13 protein-coding genes are annotated in these 18,777 nt (G+C 66.9%); 7 read left to right on the forward strand and 6 right to left on the reverse strand.

The genetic code is table 11. The annotated features are described in order from the left end of the window. Nucleotides 1–3: 3 nt before the first annotated feature. The 3 genes from JQ617_RS11250 to JQ617_RS11260 form a co-directional block, all read right to left on the reverse strand. A complete protein-coding gene (locus JQ617_RS11250; RefSeq protein WP_212026369.1) occupies nucleotides 4–1,317 on the reverse strand; it encodes an epoxide hydrolase family protein in 1,314 nt (437 codons plus the stop codon). Nucleotides 1,318–1,563: 246 nt separating this feature from the next. Continuing rightward, nucleotides 1,564–2,253 (reverse strand): VOC family protein, encoded by a 690-nt coding sequence (locus JQ617_RS11255; RefSeq protein ID WP_212026370.1) that lies wholly within the window; start codon nucleotides 2,251–2,253, stop codon nucleotides 1,564–1,566. Between the two features lie 35 nt (nucleotides 2,254–2,288). Then, nucleotides 2,289–2,957 carry a sensor histidine kinase gene (locus JQ617_RS11260; protein WP_212026371.1) on the reverse strand — a complete coding sequence of 223 codons (669 nt, stop codon included), beginning with the start codon at nucleotides 2,955–2,957 and terminating at the stop codon, nucleotides 2,289–2,291. A gap of 322 nt (nucleotides 2,958–3,279) precedes the next feature. Here JQ617_RS11260 and JQ617_RS11265 point away from each other — a divergent pair, with 322 nt between their 5' ends. From JQ617_RS11265 to JQ617_RS11285, 5 genes are all read left to right on the forward strand, one after another. Next, nucleotides 3,280–6,123 (forward strand): ATP-binding protein, encoded by a 2,844-nt coding sequence (locus JQ617_RS11265; RefSeq protein WP_212026372.1) that lies wholly within the window; start codon nucleotides 3,280–3,282, stop codon nucleotides 6,121–6,123. 118 nt (nucleotides 6,124–6,241) lie between these two features. Beyond that, on the forward strand, nucleotides 6,242–6,949 hold the full coding sequence (locus JQ617_RS11270) for a hypothetical protein (protein WP_212026373.1): 708 nt from the start codon (nucleotides 6,242–6,244) through the stop codon (nucleotides 6,947–6,949). Between the two features lie 193 nt (nucleotides 6,950–7,142). Further along, nucleotides 7,143–7,844 (forward strand): type 1 glutamine amidotransferase domain-containing protein, encoded by a 702-nt coding sequence (locus JQ617_RS11275; RefSeq protein WP_212026374.1) that lies wholly within the window; start codon nucleotides 7,143–7,145, stop codon nucleotides 7,842–7,844. Nucleotides 7,845–7,905: 61 nt separating this feature from the next. Then, entirely contained in the window at nucleotides 7,906–8,862 is a 957-nt protein-coding gene (locus tag JQ617_RS11280; protein ID WP_212026375.1) for an alpha/beta fold hydrolase, read from the forward strand. A 91-nt stretch (nucleotides 8,863–8,953) separates the two neighbouring features. Next, nucleotides 8,954–9,673: a hypothetical protein gene (locus JQ617_RS11285; RefSeq protein ID WP_212026376.1), complete on the forward strand. Its 720-nt coding sequence runs from the start codon at nucleotides 8,954–8,956 to the stop codon at nucleotides 9,671–9,673. Between the two features lie 6 nt (nucleotides 9,674–9,679). Here JQ617_RS11285 and JQ617_RS11290 read toward each other — a convergent pair whose 3' ends face one another. Further along, on the reverse strand, nucleotides 9,680–12,559 hold the full coding sequence (locus JQ617_RS11290; protein ID WP_212026377.1) for an ATP-binding protein: 2,880 nt from the start codon (nucleotides 12,557–12,559) through the stop codon (nucleotides 9,680–9,682). A 382-nt stretch (nucleotides 12,560–12,941) separates the two neighbouring features. On the opposite strand from JQ617_RS11290, the gene JQ617_RS11295 reads away from it, so the two are divergent. After that, on the forward strand, nucleotides 12,942–13,937 hold the full coding sequence (locus JQ617_RS11295; protein ID WP_212026378.1) for a helix-turn-helix domain-containing protein: 996 nt from the start codon (nucleotides 12,942–12,944) through the stop codon (nucleotides 13,935–13,937). A 214-nt stretch (nucleotides 13,938–14,151) separates the two neighbouring features. Here the strand turns inward: JQ617_RS11295 and JQ617_RS11300 are convergent, their stop codons facing one another. Beyond that, nucleotides 14,152–16,473: a molybdopterin guanine dinucleotide-containing S/N-oxide reductase gene (locus tag JQ617_RS11300; RefSeq protein ID WP_212026379.1), complete on the reverse strand. Its 2,322-nt coding sequence runs from the start codon at nucleotides 16,471–16,473 to the stop codon at nucleotides 14,152–14,154. Between the two features lie 303 nt (nucleotides 16,474–16,776). On the opposite strand from JQ617_RS11300, the gene JQ617_RS11305 reads away from it, so the two are divergent. After that, on the forward strand, nucleotides 16,777–17,127 hold the full coding sequence (locus tag JQ617_RS11305) for a Rid family hydrolase (RefSeq protein ID WP_145662002.1): 351 nt from the start codon (nucleotides 16,777–16,779) through the stop codon (nucleotides 17,125–17,127). Between the two features lie 37 nt (nucleotides 17,128–17,164). Here the strand turns inward: JQ617_RS11305 and JQ617_RS11310 are convergent, their stop codons facing one another. Beyond that, nucleotides 17,165–18,646, reverse strand: a complete 1,482-nt coding sequence (locus JQ617_RS11310; protein ID WP_212026380.1) for an aldehyde dehydrogenase family protein — start codon at nucleotides 18,644–18,646, stop codon at nucleotides 17,165–17,167. Nucleotides 18,647–18,777 lie beyond the last annotated feature (131 nt).

The raw sequence follows: 18,777 nt of genomic DNA on the forward strand, positions 1-18,777 counted from the left end.
GTTTCAGATCGACTGGCGCAGCGGGCGGAACGCGGTGCGCATCTCCGCGGAGAACAGCGCGGGCTGCTCCCAGGCGGCGAAGTGGCCGCCTCTGTCGAGGCGGTTGTAGTGCATCAGCTTCGGATAGGCCTTCTCGGCCCAGCTCCGCGGCGCGGCATAGATCTCGTCGGGAAAGACGCTGACGGCGACCGGGATCTTCACGTGCTTCGGCGCGAAGAACACCAGCTTGTTCTCCCAATAGAGCCGCGCCGACGACACCGCGGTGTTGGTGAGCCAATAGAGCGTGATGTTGTCGACCACGTCGTCGCGCGACAGCCCTTCGGTCTTGCCGTCGAACACCCGCGCGATCATCGCGGCGCTGCGTGCGTCGTGATCGAGCATCCAGGACGCAAGGCCCGCGGGCGAGTCGACGAGGCCATAGAGCGTCTGCGGCCGGTTCGACATCTCGATCGCATAGCCGAGACCGTGCTTGTAGAAGTCGTCGAGCTGGTCGTAGGCGATCTTCTCGTCGCCCGAGAGGTTCGACGGCCGCGCCCCGCCGGGCTGAAGCGCCGTGGCGATGTCATCGGGCACGGTCGCGGGCATGTTGGTGTGGATGCCGAGCAGCTCGGGCGGCGCGATCAGCGCCATCTGCTCGGTGACGGCATTGCCCCAATCGCCGCCTTGCGCGACGTAGCGGTTGTAGCCGAGCCGCTTCATCAGCACGATCCAGGCGCGAGCAATGCGCTGGGGATCCCAGCCGAGCGCGGCGGGCTTGCCGGAGAAGCCGTGACCGGGAAGCGAGGGGATCACGAGATCGAACGCGTCGGCCGCCTTCGCGCCATGCGCGGTGGGATCGGTGAGCGGTCCCACGATCTTGATCTGCTCGATGATCGAGCCGGGCCAGCCGTGCGTGACGATCATCGGCAGCGCGTTCTCATGGCGGGAACGCACGTGAATGAAATGGATGTCGACGCCGTCGATCTCGGTGACGAATTGCGGAAAGCTGTTCAGCCGCGCCTCGATCCTGCGCCAGTCGTAGTCGTTCTGCCAGTAGCGGACGAGCTGCTGCACGGTCGTGAGCTGTACGCCCTGCGACTGATCGGCGACGATCTCGCGATCCGGCCAGCGCGTCGCCGCGAGGCGCCGGCGCAGATCGAGCAGATCCTCCTCGGGGATATTGACGCTGAACGGGCGGATCGCACCGCTCGCAGCCGCCTTGGCCGGACGCAGCGGCAGCAGGCTGGATACGCTGGCGGCCACAGCCGTCATCGCGGCCTGGCCGAGCAATTGACGGCGGTCGGGGTTGAGGATGTCGTTGCGTGCTTGCGTGGTCATCGTGGGTCTCCCTTGCTTTGGCCTGTGCCGTTGTCCGCGTTCGAACCCGAAGCGTCGGTTCGTCGTGGAGGGAGATTGATGCAGGCAACGGCAATTGGCTCGTTATGGCTTGTTAGGGCGCGTTAGCCGTTGCGAGTCCCGCGCGATTGCAATCAGCAAGCATGATCGTCGATGCGCGCGGTCCAACGCAGAACGGCGCGCGACGACCAGGTCATCGCGCGCCGTGATTCAGGACAGCAGGAATTTTCACAACGGCAGCGTCTGACCGGCCTGCTCGCGCACGATGTAGTCGGCGTACCAGTCCGCCCAGTTCTCGTCGTGACCGCCGGTCCGCTTCTCGTGCTCGCCATGTGCCACTGAGGCGCGGCGCAGCGCCGCGGCGAGATCGGTCTGCGATGCGAATGCCGTGACGTCCGCCTCGATGCGGCCAGGCAGTCGCGTCGTGACTTCCTGGAACAGCCAGCCATTGCCGTCGGGGTCGCTGAACGAGGCGAACGAGCTGTAGCTGCCGCGCTTCGGATCGGCGCCGCCGGCCCGGACGCTGCCGAACAGATACGGCTCATCGGGACCTGCATGAACATCGCCGCCACCGTGGAACGGCTCGCTGACGGCAATACCGCGGCCGAGCAGATCCTTTCGTGCGGCCTCCAGATCGGAGACGATCAGATACAGGCCGCGCGCCGAACCCGGCGCTGCCGCCGTGACGTTGCTGCCGAAGATCACGGAGCAGGCCGAGCCCGGCGGCGTGAACTGGATCACGCGCCAGCCGTCACCCGAGGCAAAGTCGGCATCCAGCCGCCAGCCGAGGCGCGCATAGAACGCCTTGGCGCGGTCGACGTCGGACACCGGAATGACGACGACTTCGAGCTTGAGATCGACGCTGCGCGAGGCCGATGGCTTCGCTGCTGCGTCGCGATCGATTTCGAGTGTGGCCATGTGAAACTCCCGTGCTGTGAGTTGCGGCTGTGATTTCAGGCGGTGGTTGGCATTACGATGCTCACTTGCGTGCCGCCCTGCCCGGCCTCGCCTTGCAGCCGCGCATGAATGCTGCGGGCGAGCCCTTCGAGGATGCGGCTGCCGGTGCCCTGGAGCGGACCGGTCGCGCCGATGCCGTTGTCGGCGACGGTGCAGACCCAGGCGCCGTCGCGGCGCACGACGTCGACGCGGATCAGTGCACCCTTCTTGTTCGGGAAGGCATGCTTCGCCGCGTTCGTGACCAGCTCCGTCAGCATCAGCGCGAGCCTGTGACATTGCGATGCCGACAGCGTGCCGCTCTCGATCGCGGCCTCGCAGCGGATCCCCGCCGGCTCCAGCACGGCCTCCGAGATCGCGCCGCACAGATTCTCGAAGAAGGGCGCGACCGCGACCGGCACCGGATCGTCGTTGTCCGACAGCAGCTGATAGAGCCTGCCGAAGGCGACGATGCGGCGCTCGAACCGGTCCACTGCCTGCGAGACGTCACTGGTGCCCGCCCGCGTAAAGTCGCGGCGGACTGACGCACCCAGCAGCGTCAGCGTGTTCTTCATGCGGTGATGGGATTCCCGCAGCACAAGCTCCCAATCACCCGACTGATCGTCGAGACCTGCGATGAACTGAGATCGAACGGCACTGCCGTTCGGCATGGAGCCGATGGCGGACATGACAGCCTCCCGTTGGGATAGGACCTAACTCGAGCCCTATACTGGCTGCGTCGCGCCGGTTCCGCCCGTTAGACGTTGCAAGATTTTGTTATGATCGGCGCCACGCAGCCTGCTGCGGCAGAGCCTGTTGATGCGACGGTCAAGCACACTGACGAATTGTCGCGGGCGAGTGACAAGCTGTTCGCGTTTAAGCAAAATTTGCGAGGCTTACTCCCCCTGATGCGCCGCGCGCGTCACCCGATTTCGCCACTTTCGATTAGTTTACTCACAGTCGCGTTCTGCTAGACCAGATCGTCGCCCTTTTCATTGGAGCCATTGGCCCGTGCCGGACACGAGCGACCAGGATTCGGCCATTTCCTTCGGACCATTCCGGCTGTTCGCAAAGTCGCGGTTGCTGGAGAAGGACGGCGCTCCGCTCCACCTCGGCGGACGCGCGCTCGACATCCTGATTTTTCTCGCCGAGCGCGCCGGCGAGGTCGTGGACAAGCGGGAGTTGATCAAGCGGGTGTGGTCCGACGTCAACGTCGACGAAGGCAGCCTGCGCTTCCACATCACGACCCTGCGCAAGGCGCTCGGCGACGCCGGTGAAGCCTCGCGCTATGTCGTCAACGTGCCCGGACGCGGCTATTGCTTTGCCGCCCCGCTGCTTCGCGCTGCTGCCGCGGAGAGCCGGACCGGCACGCCTGTCGCTTCGCCGCACGCGCTGCCTTCGCCCTTGGCGCGCATGATCGGGCGGGACGACGCCGTCGAGAAGATCGTCGCCGAGCTCGCCCAGCATCGCTTCGTCACCGTCGTCGGCCCCGGCGGGATCGGCAAGACCTCGGTCGCGCTTGCCGTCGCGCATCGCGAGCTGGAGGCCTTCGGCGGCCAGGTTTGGTTCGTCGATTTCGGCGCGCTGACGGATGCACGGCTGATTCCTGGAACCATCGCGGCCGCCCTCGGCCTGACCGTGAATTCCGACGACCCGATCCCGGGCTTGCTGACGTTCCTGCGCAGCCGGCGGACGCTTTTGGTGTTCGACAGTTGCGAGCACATCCTCGACGACCTCGCCCCACTGGCCGAGCGCATCGTCCAGGAGGCAAGTGCGCTGCATGTCCTGGCCACCAGCCGCGAATCCTTCCGCGCCGAAGGTGAGCGGGTCCACCGGCTGTTTCCGCTGGATTGCCCGCCGGAGCGCGATGGCCTCGGCATTGCCGACATCCTTGCTTATCCCGCAAGCCAGCTCTTCGTGGAACGCATTGCCGAAAGCCTGAGCGAGTTCGAGCTCAGCGAGGAGGATGCTCCGCTCGTCGCCGAGATCTGCCGGCGACTGGACGGCATCGCGCTTGCGATCGAACTCGCGGCCGGCCGCGTCAACGCCTATGGCATCGCCGGAACCGCCTCGCTGCTCGACAATCGCTTCTCGCTGCTGTGGCGGGGCCGGCGCACCGCCATCCCGCGGCACCAGACCCTGAGCGCCGCGCTCGCCTGGAGCTACGATCTGCTGCCGGCTGCGGAAAGCGCGACGCTGCGCGGATTGTCGGTGTTCGTCGGGCCGTTCACCCTGGAAGCCGCGCTCGCGGTCGCATCCAGCCAGGGCATCGGCGAATCCGAGGCGGTCGAGGCCATCTCGAACCTGCTCTCCAAATCGCTGATCGCAACCTCGCCGGCGGAGCGACGGCTGCGCTACCGCCTGCTCGACACCACGCGAGCCTTTGCCGGCGGCAAGCTCGCCGAGCACGGCGAAGCGGCCCGCGTGGCGCGCGCGCATGCCGAATATTTCCGCGATGTGCTGCGCGACATCGCGCTCAAATCCTCAGGCCTGCAGAGCGCGGGCGGCTTCCTGCCCTATGCCGACCATCTGCCCAATGTCCGGGCCGCGCTGAGCTGGAGCTTCCAGGACGGCGGCGACCGGACGCTCGGTGTCGATCTCGCAGCCTCGGCCGCGCAATTCTTCCTCGAGCTGACCCTGCTGACGGAGTGTCTTCGCTGGACCCAGCAGGCGCTGACCGCTTCCGAAACGGGCACATTGGACAGCCGCCAGGAGATGACGCTGCAGGCCGCGCTCGGCGTCTCCGTGATGTTCACGCAAGGCAATACGGAGGCGGTCCGCGCCGCCTTCACGCGCAGCCTCCAGCTTGCCCGCGAGCTCGAGGATCTGCACTGGCAGCTCTGGCTGCTGCGCGGCCTGCACATCTATTTGACCAGGGTCGGAGATTTCCACGGCGCGCTCGGGACCGGCACCGACGGCGAAAGCGTTGCACGTAAGCTGAACGATGGCGCTGCCGCGCTGAACGTGGAGTGGATGCTGGGCGTCGCCCACCATCTGATCGGCAACCAGGACAAGGCCGTGCAGTTCTGCGAGAGCGCGATGGTGCACAATCCCGGCTCGCAGCGGCTGAACATCGGGCATCTCGGCTATGACGACCGCATCGTCGCGCTGGTGGCGCTGGCGCGCGGGCTCTGGCTCACCGGCCGGCCCGATCGCGCGATCGAGGCGGCCAGATACACGGTGCGCGAGGCCGAGCTGCTCGAACAGCCGCTCACGCTCGGCATTTCCCTGATCTGGACCATCTACGTGTTCCTCTGGGTCGGCGACTGGGCCAATGCCGAGATCCTGATCGACCGGCTGATCGATCATTCGGCGCGGCACTTCCTCGGCCCCTATCACGCCGTCGGCATCGGCCAGAAAGGCGAGCTGATGCTGCGCCGCGGCGACCTTGCCGGCGGCATCGAGCATCTTCGCAGCAGCCAGGCCACGCTCTATGCGTCGCGTCACCGGATCATGACGACGGTGTTTGCGACGGCGCTCGCGGAAGGGCTCGTGGCACAGAACCAGCCCGCCGAGGCCCTGCGCACGATCGATGAGGCGATCGCGGAGGTCCCTGACCACGGCGAATCCTTCGACATGCCGGAGATGCTGAGGGTCAAGGGCGACATCCTGGCCCGGTCGGGCAATGTGCCGGAGGCCGAAAGCTGGCTGCGCAAATCGCTCGACCTGTCGCGGCGGCAGAGCGCGCTTGGCTGGGAATTGCGGGGCGCGATCAGCCTCGGCCGGGTCTGGCATCAGGCCGGACGACGGGACGACGCACGCACGCTGCTCGCCCCGCTCGTCGCACGCTATCAGGAAGGCCTCGAGACCCGCGATCTGGTGGCCGCCAGGGAGCTGCTCGGCACGCTGAATTGACAGCGTGTTCAACGGGATACCGCCAAAATTCCTGCTCGCAACTCCTAACAACTTCTAACATGCCAAGCCGCCTGCGCCCCGCCATGGTGATGGCGCTCCAAGGTGGATTTGGCGGGACATGGCTCTTCTTGACGACGTACTCGATGCCAGCGGCGGTTTGGCCCGCTGGAATAGCTTGAACCGGTTCACGCTCCACCTTTCCGTCGGCGGCACATTGTTCTCCAGCGCCGGGCATGCCAGGGAATTCAAGGATGTCACCGCGGAAGGCTCGACCCGGACGCAATCCGTCCGCTTCACCGGCATCACCGGCGGCGAATACTCCGGCTCCTTTCAACCGGATGCGATCACGATCGAGAGCGTTGACGGTGAGGTGCTGCGCACCTGGCGCAATCCGAGCCTCGCCTTCCCCGATGCCGGCTCCGACCTGCTCGCGGACGAGCTGCACCTCGTCTTCTTCTGCGGCGCCGCGATCTGGAATTACCTGGCCAGCCCGTTCCTGCTCGCGCATCCCGATGTCGTGATCGAGGAACTGCCGCCCTGGCAGGAGAACGCCGAAACCTGGCGGCGGCTGCGCGCGCAATTCCCCTCGAACCTGATCACGCTCGCGCCGGAGCAGATCTTCTATTTCGACGAGAACGCGCTGCAACGGCGAACGGATCACGACTTGTTCGGAATCAAGGTCGCTCATCACTCCTGGGCCCATGACAGTTTCGGCGGCATCGTGGTGCCGACGCTGCGGCGCGCGCAGGCGCTGCAGCCCGACGGAACCGTGGTCGCCAAGCCCGTGCTGATGGATGTCGAGATCTTCGACGCCGTCTTCGAGTGACGGTTGCGCGAGCGCCGGACGGGCGCTCTCCACTCTCAAGGACTAACAATACATAACGAGCGGGCGGCCGGGCTTGGGCGCAGATTGGTGTTGCGGGCAACGAACGAGTTTCGAGGCCGCAACGAGACAAGCCCGGCGCATCTCCGTGAGATCGGAGTGCGTCATTGCAACAGACGCACTCAAGGAGACCGTCATGAAGATCCTCATGGTCCTCACCTCGCACGATCAGCTCGGCAACACCGGACGCAAGACCGGCTTCTGGCTCGAAGAGCTCGCCGCTCCCTATTATGTCTTCAGGGATTCCGGCGCGGAGATCACGCTTGCTTCGCCCAAGGGGGGCCGTCCGCCGCTCGACCCCAAGAGCAACGAGCCCGAGTTCCGCACCGACCTCACGCTGCGCTTCGAGGCGGACGCCGGCGCGGAAGCCCAGCTCGACAAGACCGTCCGCCTCGACAGTGTCAGGCAGGAGGATTTCGACACGCTGTTCTATCCCGGCGGTCACGGACCGATGTGGGACCTCGCCGAAGACCCGAACTCGGTCAAGCTGATCGAATCCTTCTTCGCCGCCGGCAAGCATGTCGCGATCGTCTGCCACTCCCCGGCCGCGCTGCGCCACGTCAAGACGGCGGACGGCAAGCCGCTGGTGCAGGGCAAGGAGCTCACCGGCTTCACCAATGGCGAGGAGGAGGAGGTCGGCCTCACCAAGGTGGTGCCGTTCCTGGTCGAGGACGAGATGCTCAGGCTCGGCGCGACCTTCTCGAAGAAAGCCAACTGGGTTCCTCATGTCGTCAGCGACGGGCTCCTGATCACCGGCCAGAACCCGCACTCGTCGGGCCCGGCTGCGCAGGCCCTGCTCGCTGCGCTCAAGGGCAAGCCGCTGGCGAAGGCCTCGTAGATTCCCGATGCGGTCAGATTCGAGAGGCGCCGGTGATGGCGCCTCTCGACGGAGCGATGACATGAACATGACAGCCACTCTCGCCGTTTCGGCCGCCCTCGCCTGCGCAACCCTACAAGCCTCGGCGCAGGAGCTGCGATCGAGCCGCAGCTCGATCCGCTATCACAGCGTCGAGATCCGGGGCCTGAAGATATTCTATCGCGAAGCCGGCCGGGCAGACGCGCCCGCCGTGCTTCTGCTGCACGGCTTTCCCTCATCCTCGCGAATGTGGGAACCGCTGCTGCCCCTGCTCGCCGACAAATATCATCTGATCGCGCCGGACTATCCCGGCTTCGGCAACAGCAGCGCGCCGGCGCCGTCCGACTTCACCTATACGTTCGACAACATCGCCGGCGTGATCGGCGAGCTCACCGAGAAGCTGGGCGTCACCAGCTACGTGCTGTTGATGCAGGACTATGGCGGTCCGGTCGGCTTCCGCATGGCGCTGGCGCATCCCGAACGCGTCCGTGCCGTCATCATCCAGAACGCGGTCTCGCACGAACAGGGCCTCAGCCCGCTCTGGGAGGCGCGCCGCAAATACTGGGCCGATCCGGCGCGTGAGCTCGAGGCGCTCAAGGCCAACTTCACCTCGTTCGACGCGACGCGTCAGCGGCATCTCGGCTCGACGCCACATCCAGAGCGTTACGACCCCGACACATGGACCGACGAATACGCGTTCCTGACGCGCCCCGGCCAGGCCGAGATCCAGACCACCCTGTTTCTGGACTACCGGACCAATGTCGCGTCCTATCCGAAGTGGCAGGACTGGCTGCGCAGGACGAAACCGCCGACGCTGGTGGTGTGGGGCAAATACGATCCGTCCTTCACCGTCGCGGGCGCCACCGCCTATCGCGACGACGTGCCGGAGGCGGAGGTGCACCTGCTCGAAGCCGGGCACTTCGCGCTGGACGAGGCGACCGACGAGATCGCCGCGCTCGTGCGCGACTTCCTTGCCCGGGTCGACGGGCACAAGGGCTGAACGGGACAAACGGCACTTAACAAGGCTTAACGGGCCCTCGCCGCCGTCGTGGACTATCTCCATGGGACGACAAATCCCATGGAGATGCCGGATGCTTCCGCTGCTGGCGAGTGCGATCGAGGCGCATGGCGGCCTCGGTCGATGGAATGCACACCGGCGCCTCACCGGCACGATGGTGACGGGAGGAGATTTATGGGCCCTGAAGGGCATCGACCAGGATCAGGCGCCGCGCACGATCGGGATCGAACTCCATCGCGAGCGGGCCTCGGTCGAGCCGTTCGGCAAGTCCGGTCAGCGCGCCACGTTCAACCCCGGGCGGGTCGCAATCATCGCCGCGGACGGACGGATCGTCGCGATGCGCAATAATCCGCGCGCCGCGTTTGCGCGGCACGACATGCGGACACATTGGGACCCGCTGCACCGCGCCTATTTCGAGGGTTGCGCGCTGTGGACCTCCATGACCACGCCCTTCCTGCTGGCGACGGACGGATTTGAAATCCGCGAGATCGAGCCCTGGCAGGAAGGTACGGAAGTCTGGCGCGGATTGCGGGCGAGGTTTCCGGCGGAGATCGCGAGCCACAGCCTGGAGCAGGATTTCTATTTCGGCCCCGACATGCTGATCCGCCGGCATGACTACCGGGTCGAGATCGCCGGCAACTTTCCGGCGGCGCATTATGCGTCCGAGCCCGTCACCGTCGCCGGCCTTACGCTGCCGACGCGCCGGCGGATCTATCTGCGCGACGCGGATCTGATGCCGCTGCGCGAGGAGCTGATGGTGTCGGTCGATCTCTCGGAGCTTCGATTCGACTGAGCTTTCTTAAGTCGGCGGCTTGCCCAGCATGAGCCGCGCCGCCGTCAGATCCGCCGTCTCGAATCCCTCCGTGAACAGCTCATAGGTTGCGGCGAGTTCGCCGAGCGGCTTCCTGTCACCGCGTTGATGCTTCAATCGGACCAGCGACATCGCGGTGCGCAGCCGCCAGGACAGCGCGCCCTGCTGCTCAGCCAAAGCCAGCGACGCGGCAAAGCTGGCCTCTGCCGCATCGAGCTCACCGGCGCGCGCCTCGAGCTCGCCGCGCCGGCGCAGCAGCTCCGGCACGTCGAAGCCGCCGCCGCCCTGCTCGACGCGGATAATGGTTTCGCCAATGACCTGAGCGCCCTCCGTCACGCGTCCGAGGGCGGCGAGGCCATGCGCCAGATCCGCGGAAAAGGCCGAGGCGTAGAGCTCGTAGCGGTCCGCGTGCAGGCGGGCGAGCGCGGTGCGCAGCAGATCGATGCCGCCCGCCGCCTCGCCGCGCGCGATCATGGTCTGGGCACGAAAGCCGGTCGCGACGGCTTCGTAGGGAGCAAGACCGTGCATGTTCGCATGTGCCGCGAGGCGGTCGGTCATCGCCTCGACGGCGGCCCAGTCGCCGACCCAGCCGAACACCGAAGCGGACCAGCACAGGGCGATGCAATGCATCACCACGTCGCGCGGTGCGGCCGCGCCGACGAGCGGGCGGACACAGTCGAGCGCGCGGTCGGGAAAGCCGCGCAGCCACAGCACGCGCGCCAGCGGAATCTGCGGCGTGCGCGAATAGGCGAAATGTCCGGGCTGCGTCCCGCGCAGCGCCGCAGAGTCACGCACGCCCTCGTCGAGATGGGCCTGCGCCGCGACCTGGTCGCCGGCAAGATGATAGGAGACGCCGAGAAGGGCCTTGCTGCCCGCGATCCCCGCGGTGTCGCCGATCGTCCGGGCGATCCGCTCGGCATGGACCGCGGTCGGCACCAGATGCCTGTAGTCGCCGGTGCGGCGGTAAAACATGTTCAGCCGCGACAGCAGCCTGAACGTGTTGGCGTGATCGTCCAGCGCCTCCGCGATCTCGAGCCCGCGCCGCAGCGCGGCCTCGGCCTGCTCGCTGTTGCGCGCCGTGAACATGAAGGCGTGGCCGAGCGTCGCCTGCAGCTCCAGCTCCCATCTGCCGCCGCGGCCGGCGTCGTCGAGCGCAGCGAGTGCGCGAGCCGACCAGATGCGCGCCTCGTTGAGCAGATTGAGCTCGACGAACAGTCTGGCGCAGCTGCCGGCGAGCGGCACGCGCAGGGCGGCCCCGTCATCCCCGGCATGGCACCATTCCAGCGCCGCGCGGGCATCGGCGAGCAGGCTCGCACGCTCCTGCAGGCGCGACGCCTGGTCGCCGGCCCCCTGCTCCATCATGCCGGCCTCGAGCGTGCGCTGGACATAGACGGCGTGACGGCGCGCGATCGCCTCCATTTCGCCTGTGTCTGTCAGCTTCTGCATCGCATAGGCGCGCGTCGCATCGAGCAGGCGGTAGCGGCGCGACGCACCATCCGGCTGCGCCGACACCAGCGATTTGGCGACGAGCTGCTCCAGTGCCTCGACGACGCGATCGGCCGTTGCGCCTTCATCCGCCGCGATCGCGATCGCCCCGTTGAGCGTGAAGGGGCCGGCGAAGATGGCGAGCCGCTGGAACACGATGCGCTCGCTTTCGCCGATCAGGCCAAAGCTCCAGTCGAGCGTCGCCCCCAACGTCTGCTGCCGCGGCGGCGCCGTCCGCCGCCCGCGCCATTCGAGCTTGAGCCTGGAGTCGAGCAGCCCGGCCATCTCCCGCAATCCATAGACGCCGACGCGCACGGCGGCGAGCTCGATCGCCAGCGCAATGCCGTCGAGCTTGCCGCAGATCTCGGCGAGGATTTCGGCATCCTCATCCGTGATGTCGCCGCGGTGCCCCGCGGCCGCGGCGCGATCGACGAACAGCTGCGCGGCGGGATAGTCCATCACCTCGCCGGCGCTGAGGCGGACGCCTTGCGGCGGGCCCGGCAGTGGAACCAGCTCGAAGATCTGCTCGCCTTCCACCAGCAGCGATTCGCGGCTGGTGGCGAGGATGGCGACGCCGGGGGCCTCGCGGTAAATGCTCTCGGCGAGGCGCGCGACCTCGTCGATGACGTGCTCGCAACTGTCGAGGATCAGGAGCAGCCGCCGTCCGCGCAGGACGTTGACGATGCTGCCCGAGGGATCGTCGTGATGCACCACGAGGCCGAGCGCGGCCGCGACCGTGCTGGCGACCAGCGCAGCGTCCTTGAGCGGACCGAATTCGAGGAAGTGGACGTTGCCCTCGAAGGCCTGCCACATGTCGTGGGCGAGCGCGGTCGCAACGGTGGTCTTGCCGATGCCGCCCGGCCCGCGCAGCGTCACGAAGCGGTCGCTGAGCAGGCGCGCCGACAGTTCCGGCAGCACATCGTCCCGTCCGATCATCCGGTCCAGCCGATGCGGCAAAGATGGCGGCGGCGCCGTGCGTTCAGGGCTCGGCGCGGGCGCCGGCGCCGCTGCGGGCGCGCCGCGCTGCACGGGCGCAACGAAGCAATAGCCCCGGCTCGGGATGTTGGTGATGTAGCGCGCGCCGTCCTTGCCGTCGCCGAGCACCTTGCGCAGCTCGGCGACATGGACGCGCAGGCTGATCTCCTCGACCGCAAGCCCCGACCATGCGTAGCTGAGGATCTCGTTTTTCGGCACCACCTCGCCCGCGCGGCTGACGAGCAGGCGCAGAATATCCATCGCGCGACTGCCGAGCTTGACGGGAGCGCCGTCCTTCTCGAGCAGCCGTGACCTCAGGGAAAACGGCCCGAACGAGACGGCCTCGAGATCGAGATTCGCTCCAGTGGCATTGCTGCGGGAGCCATGTCCTGCCGAGAGCCCGGTCACGTCCCGCTCATCCTGCCACCACGTCCAAATCCTCGAAATTCGCGGCGACTATAGCCAGCACCAAGGCGAGGTCCAGTGAAGGCAGGCCGCGAGCCCTGCATTGGTGCCTTGATCACACGCCATCTCGCGCGTCCTCCTCGCACCGCTGCGGCCAACGCAAGGAGTTGAAAAGTTTAACGAAGTCAGACGCCTGCGGCGGGCTGTCACACCATATGCGCTCGCACAAAATCTAACACATCCTAATCATCACTAACGGGCTTCTTGCAGGGGGCGCGCCTATCCTTCGAGCATGGAGAGCCTTCTCGAAAGCCTTTGTCGACGGCTTTGGGTTTTGGGGGTTTGCCGGTCGCCACCAGCGACCGTGATGCAGAGAGGACGAGCGATGTTTACCGACTTGCAGGTGGCACATGCCTGGATTGGTCTTCAGGCGGGCCCGCGGGATCACCAGATCCGTCAGGCACAGGCGATCCACAAGGAGAACGGATGGCGGCGGCTCGAGGGCGACCTGGATGCCGCGATCGAGGACATCACGATTTCGCGATGGGAGGATTTGAGGGATTCCTCGTCGCATCAGGCCACGACGCCCGAGGACCGCTATTTCGTCGGCATTGCCCTGAAGACCACCCGCGCGAAATTGACGCGTGACCGCCAGGTCATCTTCGACGGGACGATGCCCGCGGGCACGCTCTATGTCAGCGCGCCGTCGAAATCCCTCAGTGCCCAATTCCAGGCGCCCTGCGCCTTCCTGCACTTCCACATCTCCGCCGACCATTTGCCGGCGCAGTCGGTTGCAGGCGACGGGCTTCGCGATCTCCTCGGCGACCTCGTCCTGCTGCGCGACCCGCTGGCCGCCGAGCTCGCCAAGGCGCTGACCGATCATGGCGATGCCGCCGACCGTCAGTTCGCGCGCTGCATCGGCCAGACGCTGGCGATGCATCTTGCGCGGCTGGAGCCGCCGCGCGCGCGGGTCAACGCCTTGCCGAAATGGCGGCTGCGGCGCGTCGAGCAGCACATCGCCGATCATTTCGACCGCAGCATCAGCCTGTCCGAGCTCGCGAGCGTCGCCGGTCTTTCCAGGATGCACTTTGCGGCGCAGTTCCGTGCCGCGACCGGCTATCGTCCGCGCGAATTTCTGCTGAACTACCGGATCGAGCATGCAAAGACGCTGCTGGCGACGACCGGGCGGCCGCTGGCCGAAATCGCCCTCGCCGTCGGCTTCAGCACGCAGGCGCATTTTTCGACCGTCTTCAAGCGCATCACCGCCCAGTCGCCGGCGCGGTGGCGGCTCACAAGCAAGAGAGAGCCCTTTGAGATCGAGGCACAGCCGCGGCGCCGGCCTGCTGCGGACAGGGACTGGGCCGCAAGCGCGGCGGCATAGCCTGTCGTCTCGCGCGGAAGGAATGGACTACGGACTACGCAACTCGTTCGTCTCGCCTTCGGCGCAAGTGCCCTGCCACATGCGCCGGCTCGCGCCCTTGTCCTCCCGGGCCTCCGAGCCACTCGGGGCCGTCCTGCTCCCACACAGGGCGGCCCTTTTTCTTGGCTGTTGACGGGGGGCGCACCCGCAATGACGGAGCAAGGGGCAAACGCCCCTACACAGGATCGAACGCCCGGATCGGCGGCAGATTGCCGGTGAACTTCTCCACCTCCACCGCCGTCAGCTGGCCCGTGCAGCCCTGCGCAAACGACGAGGTGCCGATGTCGCGGGTGAGCACGTTGGGATTGCCGTGGACGCAGAGTGGGGCGTCGTCTTCGGGGTCCATCGGATCGTACCAGGCGCCGGTCGGCAATTGCACGACACCGGCCGCAATCCCGTCGGTGACGTGGACGGCGGCAAGGCAGGCGCCGCGCGCGTTGAACAGGCGGATGATGTCGCCGTCCTTGATGCCCCGCGCGTCGGCATCAACCGGGTTCATGCGCGCGACCTCGCGGCCGCGATGCTTTGCGCCGAGCGAATGTCCGCCGAAATCGAGCTGGCTGTGCAGGCGCGTCACCGGCTGGTTGGCGACGAGGAAGCACGGCGCGCCGGGCTTGGGCATGTCGGTCTTGTCCAGCCAAACCGGATGGCCGGGACAATCCGCATCGCCATGGCCTGCGATCTTCTGTGAGAAAATCTCGATGCGGCCGCTCGGCGTCGGCAGCGCGTGATCGACCGGATCCTCGCGGAAGCGGCGCAGCCGGCCGCCGTCGTCGGGCTGCTGCGGCACCACCAGGCTGCCGCGGCGCCAGAATTCGTCGAAGCTCGGCGCCTCCAGGCCGCGCTTCGCAAGCGAGGCGCGGGTCGGCTCGTAGAGATGCTCCAGCCACTGCCGCGACGTGCGTCCTTCGGTGAAGGGCTCGCGCGCGCCGAGACGCTCGGCGAGATCGGCAAAGATGTCGTAATCGTCGCGCGACAGGCCGAACGGCTCGGCGATCTGGTGCATCGCGACCATCAGGGGATCGTTGGTGGAATAGCCGATGTCCTCGCGCTCCAGCGTCATGGTCGAGGGCAGCACGATGTCGGCATGCCGCGCCGTCGCGGTCCAGGCGAGCTCGTGCACGACGAAGGTGTCGAGCTGCGCGAAGGCCTTGCGCAGGCGGTTGATGTCCTGGTGGTGATGGAAGGGATTGCCGCCGGCCCAGTAGACGAGGCGAATGTCCGGATAGGTGCGCGTCTCGCCATTGTAGCGATAGGTGGTGCCGGGATTGAGCAGCATGTCGGCGATGCGCGCCACCGGGATGAAATCGGCGACGCCGTTGCGGCCCTGCCCCAGCGTCGGTCCCGGCACGTCGTTGACGCGGCGACCGTAATAGCCGATCGCGCCGAGCGAATAGGCGTAGCCGCCGCCGGGAAGACCGATCTGGCCGAGCGCCGCCGCGAGCACCATGCCCATCCATACCGGCTGCTCGCCATGTTCGGCGCGCTGGAGCGAATGCGAGACGGTGATCAGCGCGCGCTTGCCGGCGGCACGGCGCGCAAGCTTGCGGATCGTCTCCGCCGCGACGCCGCAAATCGCGGCGGCCCATTCGGCGTGCTTCGCTTGCCCGTCGCTCTCCCCGTTCAGATAGCGCAGGAAGACGGGCCAGCCTTCGGTGTAGCGATCGAGGAAGGCCTGGTCGTGCAGGTTTTCCGCGACCAGCGTGTGGACGATGCCGAGCATCAGGGCGGTGTCGGTGCCGGGCAGGCAGGTCATCCATTCGGCGCCGGCCTCGACGGGAAGATCGTCGCGCAGCGGGCTGACCAGGATGAACTCGCAGCCGCGCCGGCGCGCCGCTTCCATGGCGCCGCGCTCGACATGCTTGCTGATCGAGCCGCCGGCCACCATCGAGTTCTTCAGCGCCATGCCGCCGAACGCCAGCACGATGTCGGTATGACCCGCGATCTGCTCCCAGGTGACGTTGCGCTTGGTGATGTCCTCATAGCCGCAAAGGATCTGCGGCAGCAGCACCGAGGACGCGCCGGAGGAGTAGGTGTTCACCGAGCGCACATAGCCGCCCATCGCGATGTTGAGGAAGCGATGCACCTGGCTCTGGGCGTGATGGAAGCGGCCCGCGCTGGACCAGCCATAGGAGCCGCCGAACACGGCGCCGGGACCGCGCGTGTCGCGGATGCGGCCGAGCTCGTCGCCGAGCAGGTCGAGCGCCTTCTCCCAGCTCACGGAGACGAATTCGTCGCGACCGCGGCGATCGTCCGGACCGGGCCCGCGCTCGAGCCAGCCGCGCCGGATCGCCGGCTGGGCAATGCGCGCCTGGTGGCGCAGCGCGCCGGGGAAATTGTCGATGATGCCGTTCGGATCGGGATCGCCCGCATAGGCCCTGACCTCGAGACCGGCCTTGCCCTGACGCGCGGAAAACACGCCCCAATGCGAGGTGTGCGGCCTGAAGCCGTCGGACAGGTCGAGGCCGGGGTCGGGGAAGCCAATCGTATCGTCCATCGTCTGATCCTTGTTCCGGTGCCGGACGCTGAGTCGTGCCCACCGCGATCGGGGGTGGCAGTATACCGATCCATAACCCGATGTCGTCGCGATCAGGGCCAGCGGAAATGCTGGGCTCCTGCGCGCAAGGACAACATCGATGCAACGCGCGACGGCGAGCGAAGCCTTTTTCTCGCGTATTACCAATGCATTACGGGGCCGCCACGATCCATCCTTCGGTTCGCCCGCGCAGCATCTCTTCAAACGACAGCGGCATGGAAATGTGCGATATGCCGCCCGTTCCACAGCAGCATCGGTCTCATCATGATAAATCGCGTCTTGCCCTACGAAGGACTGCTCCACGAGGTGGTCGAGCATAATGGTGTGCTCTACATCGGCGGGATCGTCCCCGAGGACACCAGCCTCGACATGGCGGGCCAGGCCAACGACGTCCTCAAGCAGCTCGCGCAGCTGCTGAAGTCGCAAGGGTCCGACATCTCCAGGGTCCTGCAGGTGACGATCTTCATGACCGACCTGAAGGAGAAGGCCGCGTTCAATGCCGCCTGGAAGGCGCACTTCGCGGCAGCTCATCTGCCGGCGCGCGCCGCCATCGGCGTGGCCGACCTCGGCCCGGGCGTCAGGCTCGAGATGACCGCCACCGCCGCGCGGCAATAGCGGACACCCAGCCCGGGCTCGCTCGGCGAGTCCCGGGTCAATCCAGCTTGATCCAGACGCCCTTGGTTTGCAGATATTCGTCGAGGTGCTCGGTGCCGCCCTCGCGGCCATATCCGCTCATCTTGTAGCCGCCGAACGGCATGGCGGGATCCAGCGCATGATAGGTGTTCACCCACACCGATCCCGCGCGCAAGCTGCGCGAGATGATGTGGGCCTTGCTCACGTCGCGCGTGAAGACACCCGCGGCGAGCCCGTACGGCGTCGCGTTGGCCCGTTCCACGGCTTCGTCGAGGTTGTCGAACGGCAGCGCGGAAATGACCGGGCCGAAGATCTCGTCGCGGGCGATCTGCATGTCGTCGGAGACGCCGGCGAACACTGTGGGCTCGACGAAATTGCCCTTGGCGAGATTGCCTTCCCTGATGCGCCGGCCGCCGGCGACGACTTTCGCTCCCTCCGCGCGCCCGCTTTGCAGGAAGCCCTCGACCTTGTCGAGCTGGCGCTGGGACACGAGAGGCCCGATCTCCGTCGCGGGATCCGCGCCGTCGCCGATCTTCAGGGCTGCGGCAAACTTCCCGAGCCGCTCGACCAGTTCGTCATGAATGGCCCGCTCCACGAACAGCCGCGAGCCGGCGATGCAGATCTGGCCCGAATTGGCGAATGCGGCCATCGCGGCGATCGGCACGGCCTTGTCGAGATCCGCGTCGGCGCAGACGATGACCGGCGACTTCCCGCCGAGCTCGAGAGACACGCGCTTGAGGTTGCCGGCCGAAGCGCGGATGATCGCCTGGCCGGTCGCGGTCGAGCCGGTGAAGACGATCTTGTCGACGCCGGGATGTTCGGCAAGCGGCGCGCCGGCCTCCGTCCCCGTTCCCGTCACCACGTTGACGACGCCGGGCGGCACGCCGGCCTCGTTCATCAGATCCGCGATCAGCAGCGGCGTCAGCGGCGCCTCTTCGGACGGCTTCAGCACGATCGTGCATCCGGTGGCGAGCGCGGGTCCGATCTTCCAGACCGATGCGGCCGTCGGCGCATTCCACGGGATGATGGCGCCCACCACGCCGATGGGCTCCTTGCGCGTGAACGAGACGATGTCGCCGGGAAGCGAATTGTCGATGGTGTGGCCGTGGAGCGCGGTGGCCATGCCGGCGTAGTATCTGAGCATGCCGATCACGCGAAGCTTGTTCGCCCGCGTCCGCGCGATCGGCATTCCCATATCGGCCGTATCGGATTGGCTGATCTCTTCCCAGTGCTTCTCGAACAGGTCGGCGATCCGCAGCAGCAGCGCCTGCCGCTCGAACGGCTTGAAGCGGCTCCATGGCCCCGCAAAGGCCCGGCGGGCCGCCGCGACCGCAACGTTGATGTCGGCCGCCTCGCCGCGCGGGACACGGCCGATGATCTCGCCGGTCGCGGGATTGCGCGTCTCGAAGACCTGCCCCGAACGCGCCTCCACCCAGGCACCGTCGACGAACATCTTCCGGGTTCGGCCATCGAGCGGAAATCGGGTCTCGGCTTGCGTCATCGCAGTACTCCAGTCTCAACAGAGGCGATGGCCGGATGCCCCGCATCGTTCGTCGCGCTTTCATAGCGGTGATTCCTCACCTCGGGCAGGGCCTTTCGGGCGGCCCGCGGCCGCTTTCGCGGGGGCACCGG

The organism is Bradyrhizobium sp. KB893862 SZCCT0404 (genome assembly GCF_018130885.1).
GTDB lineage: Bacteria > Pseudomonadota > Alphaproteobacteria > Rhizobiales > Xanthobacteraceae > Bradyrhizobium > Bradyrhizobium stylosanthis.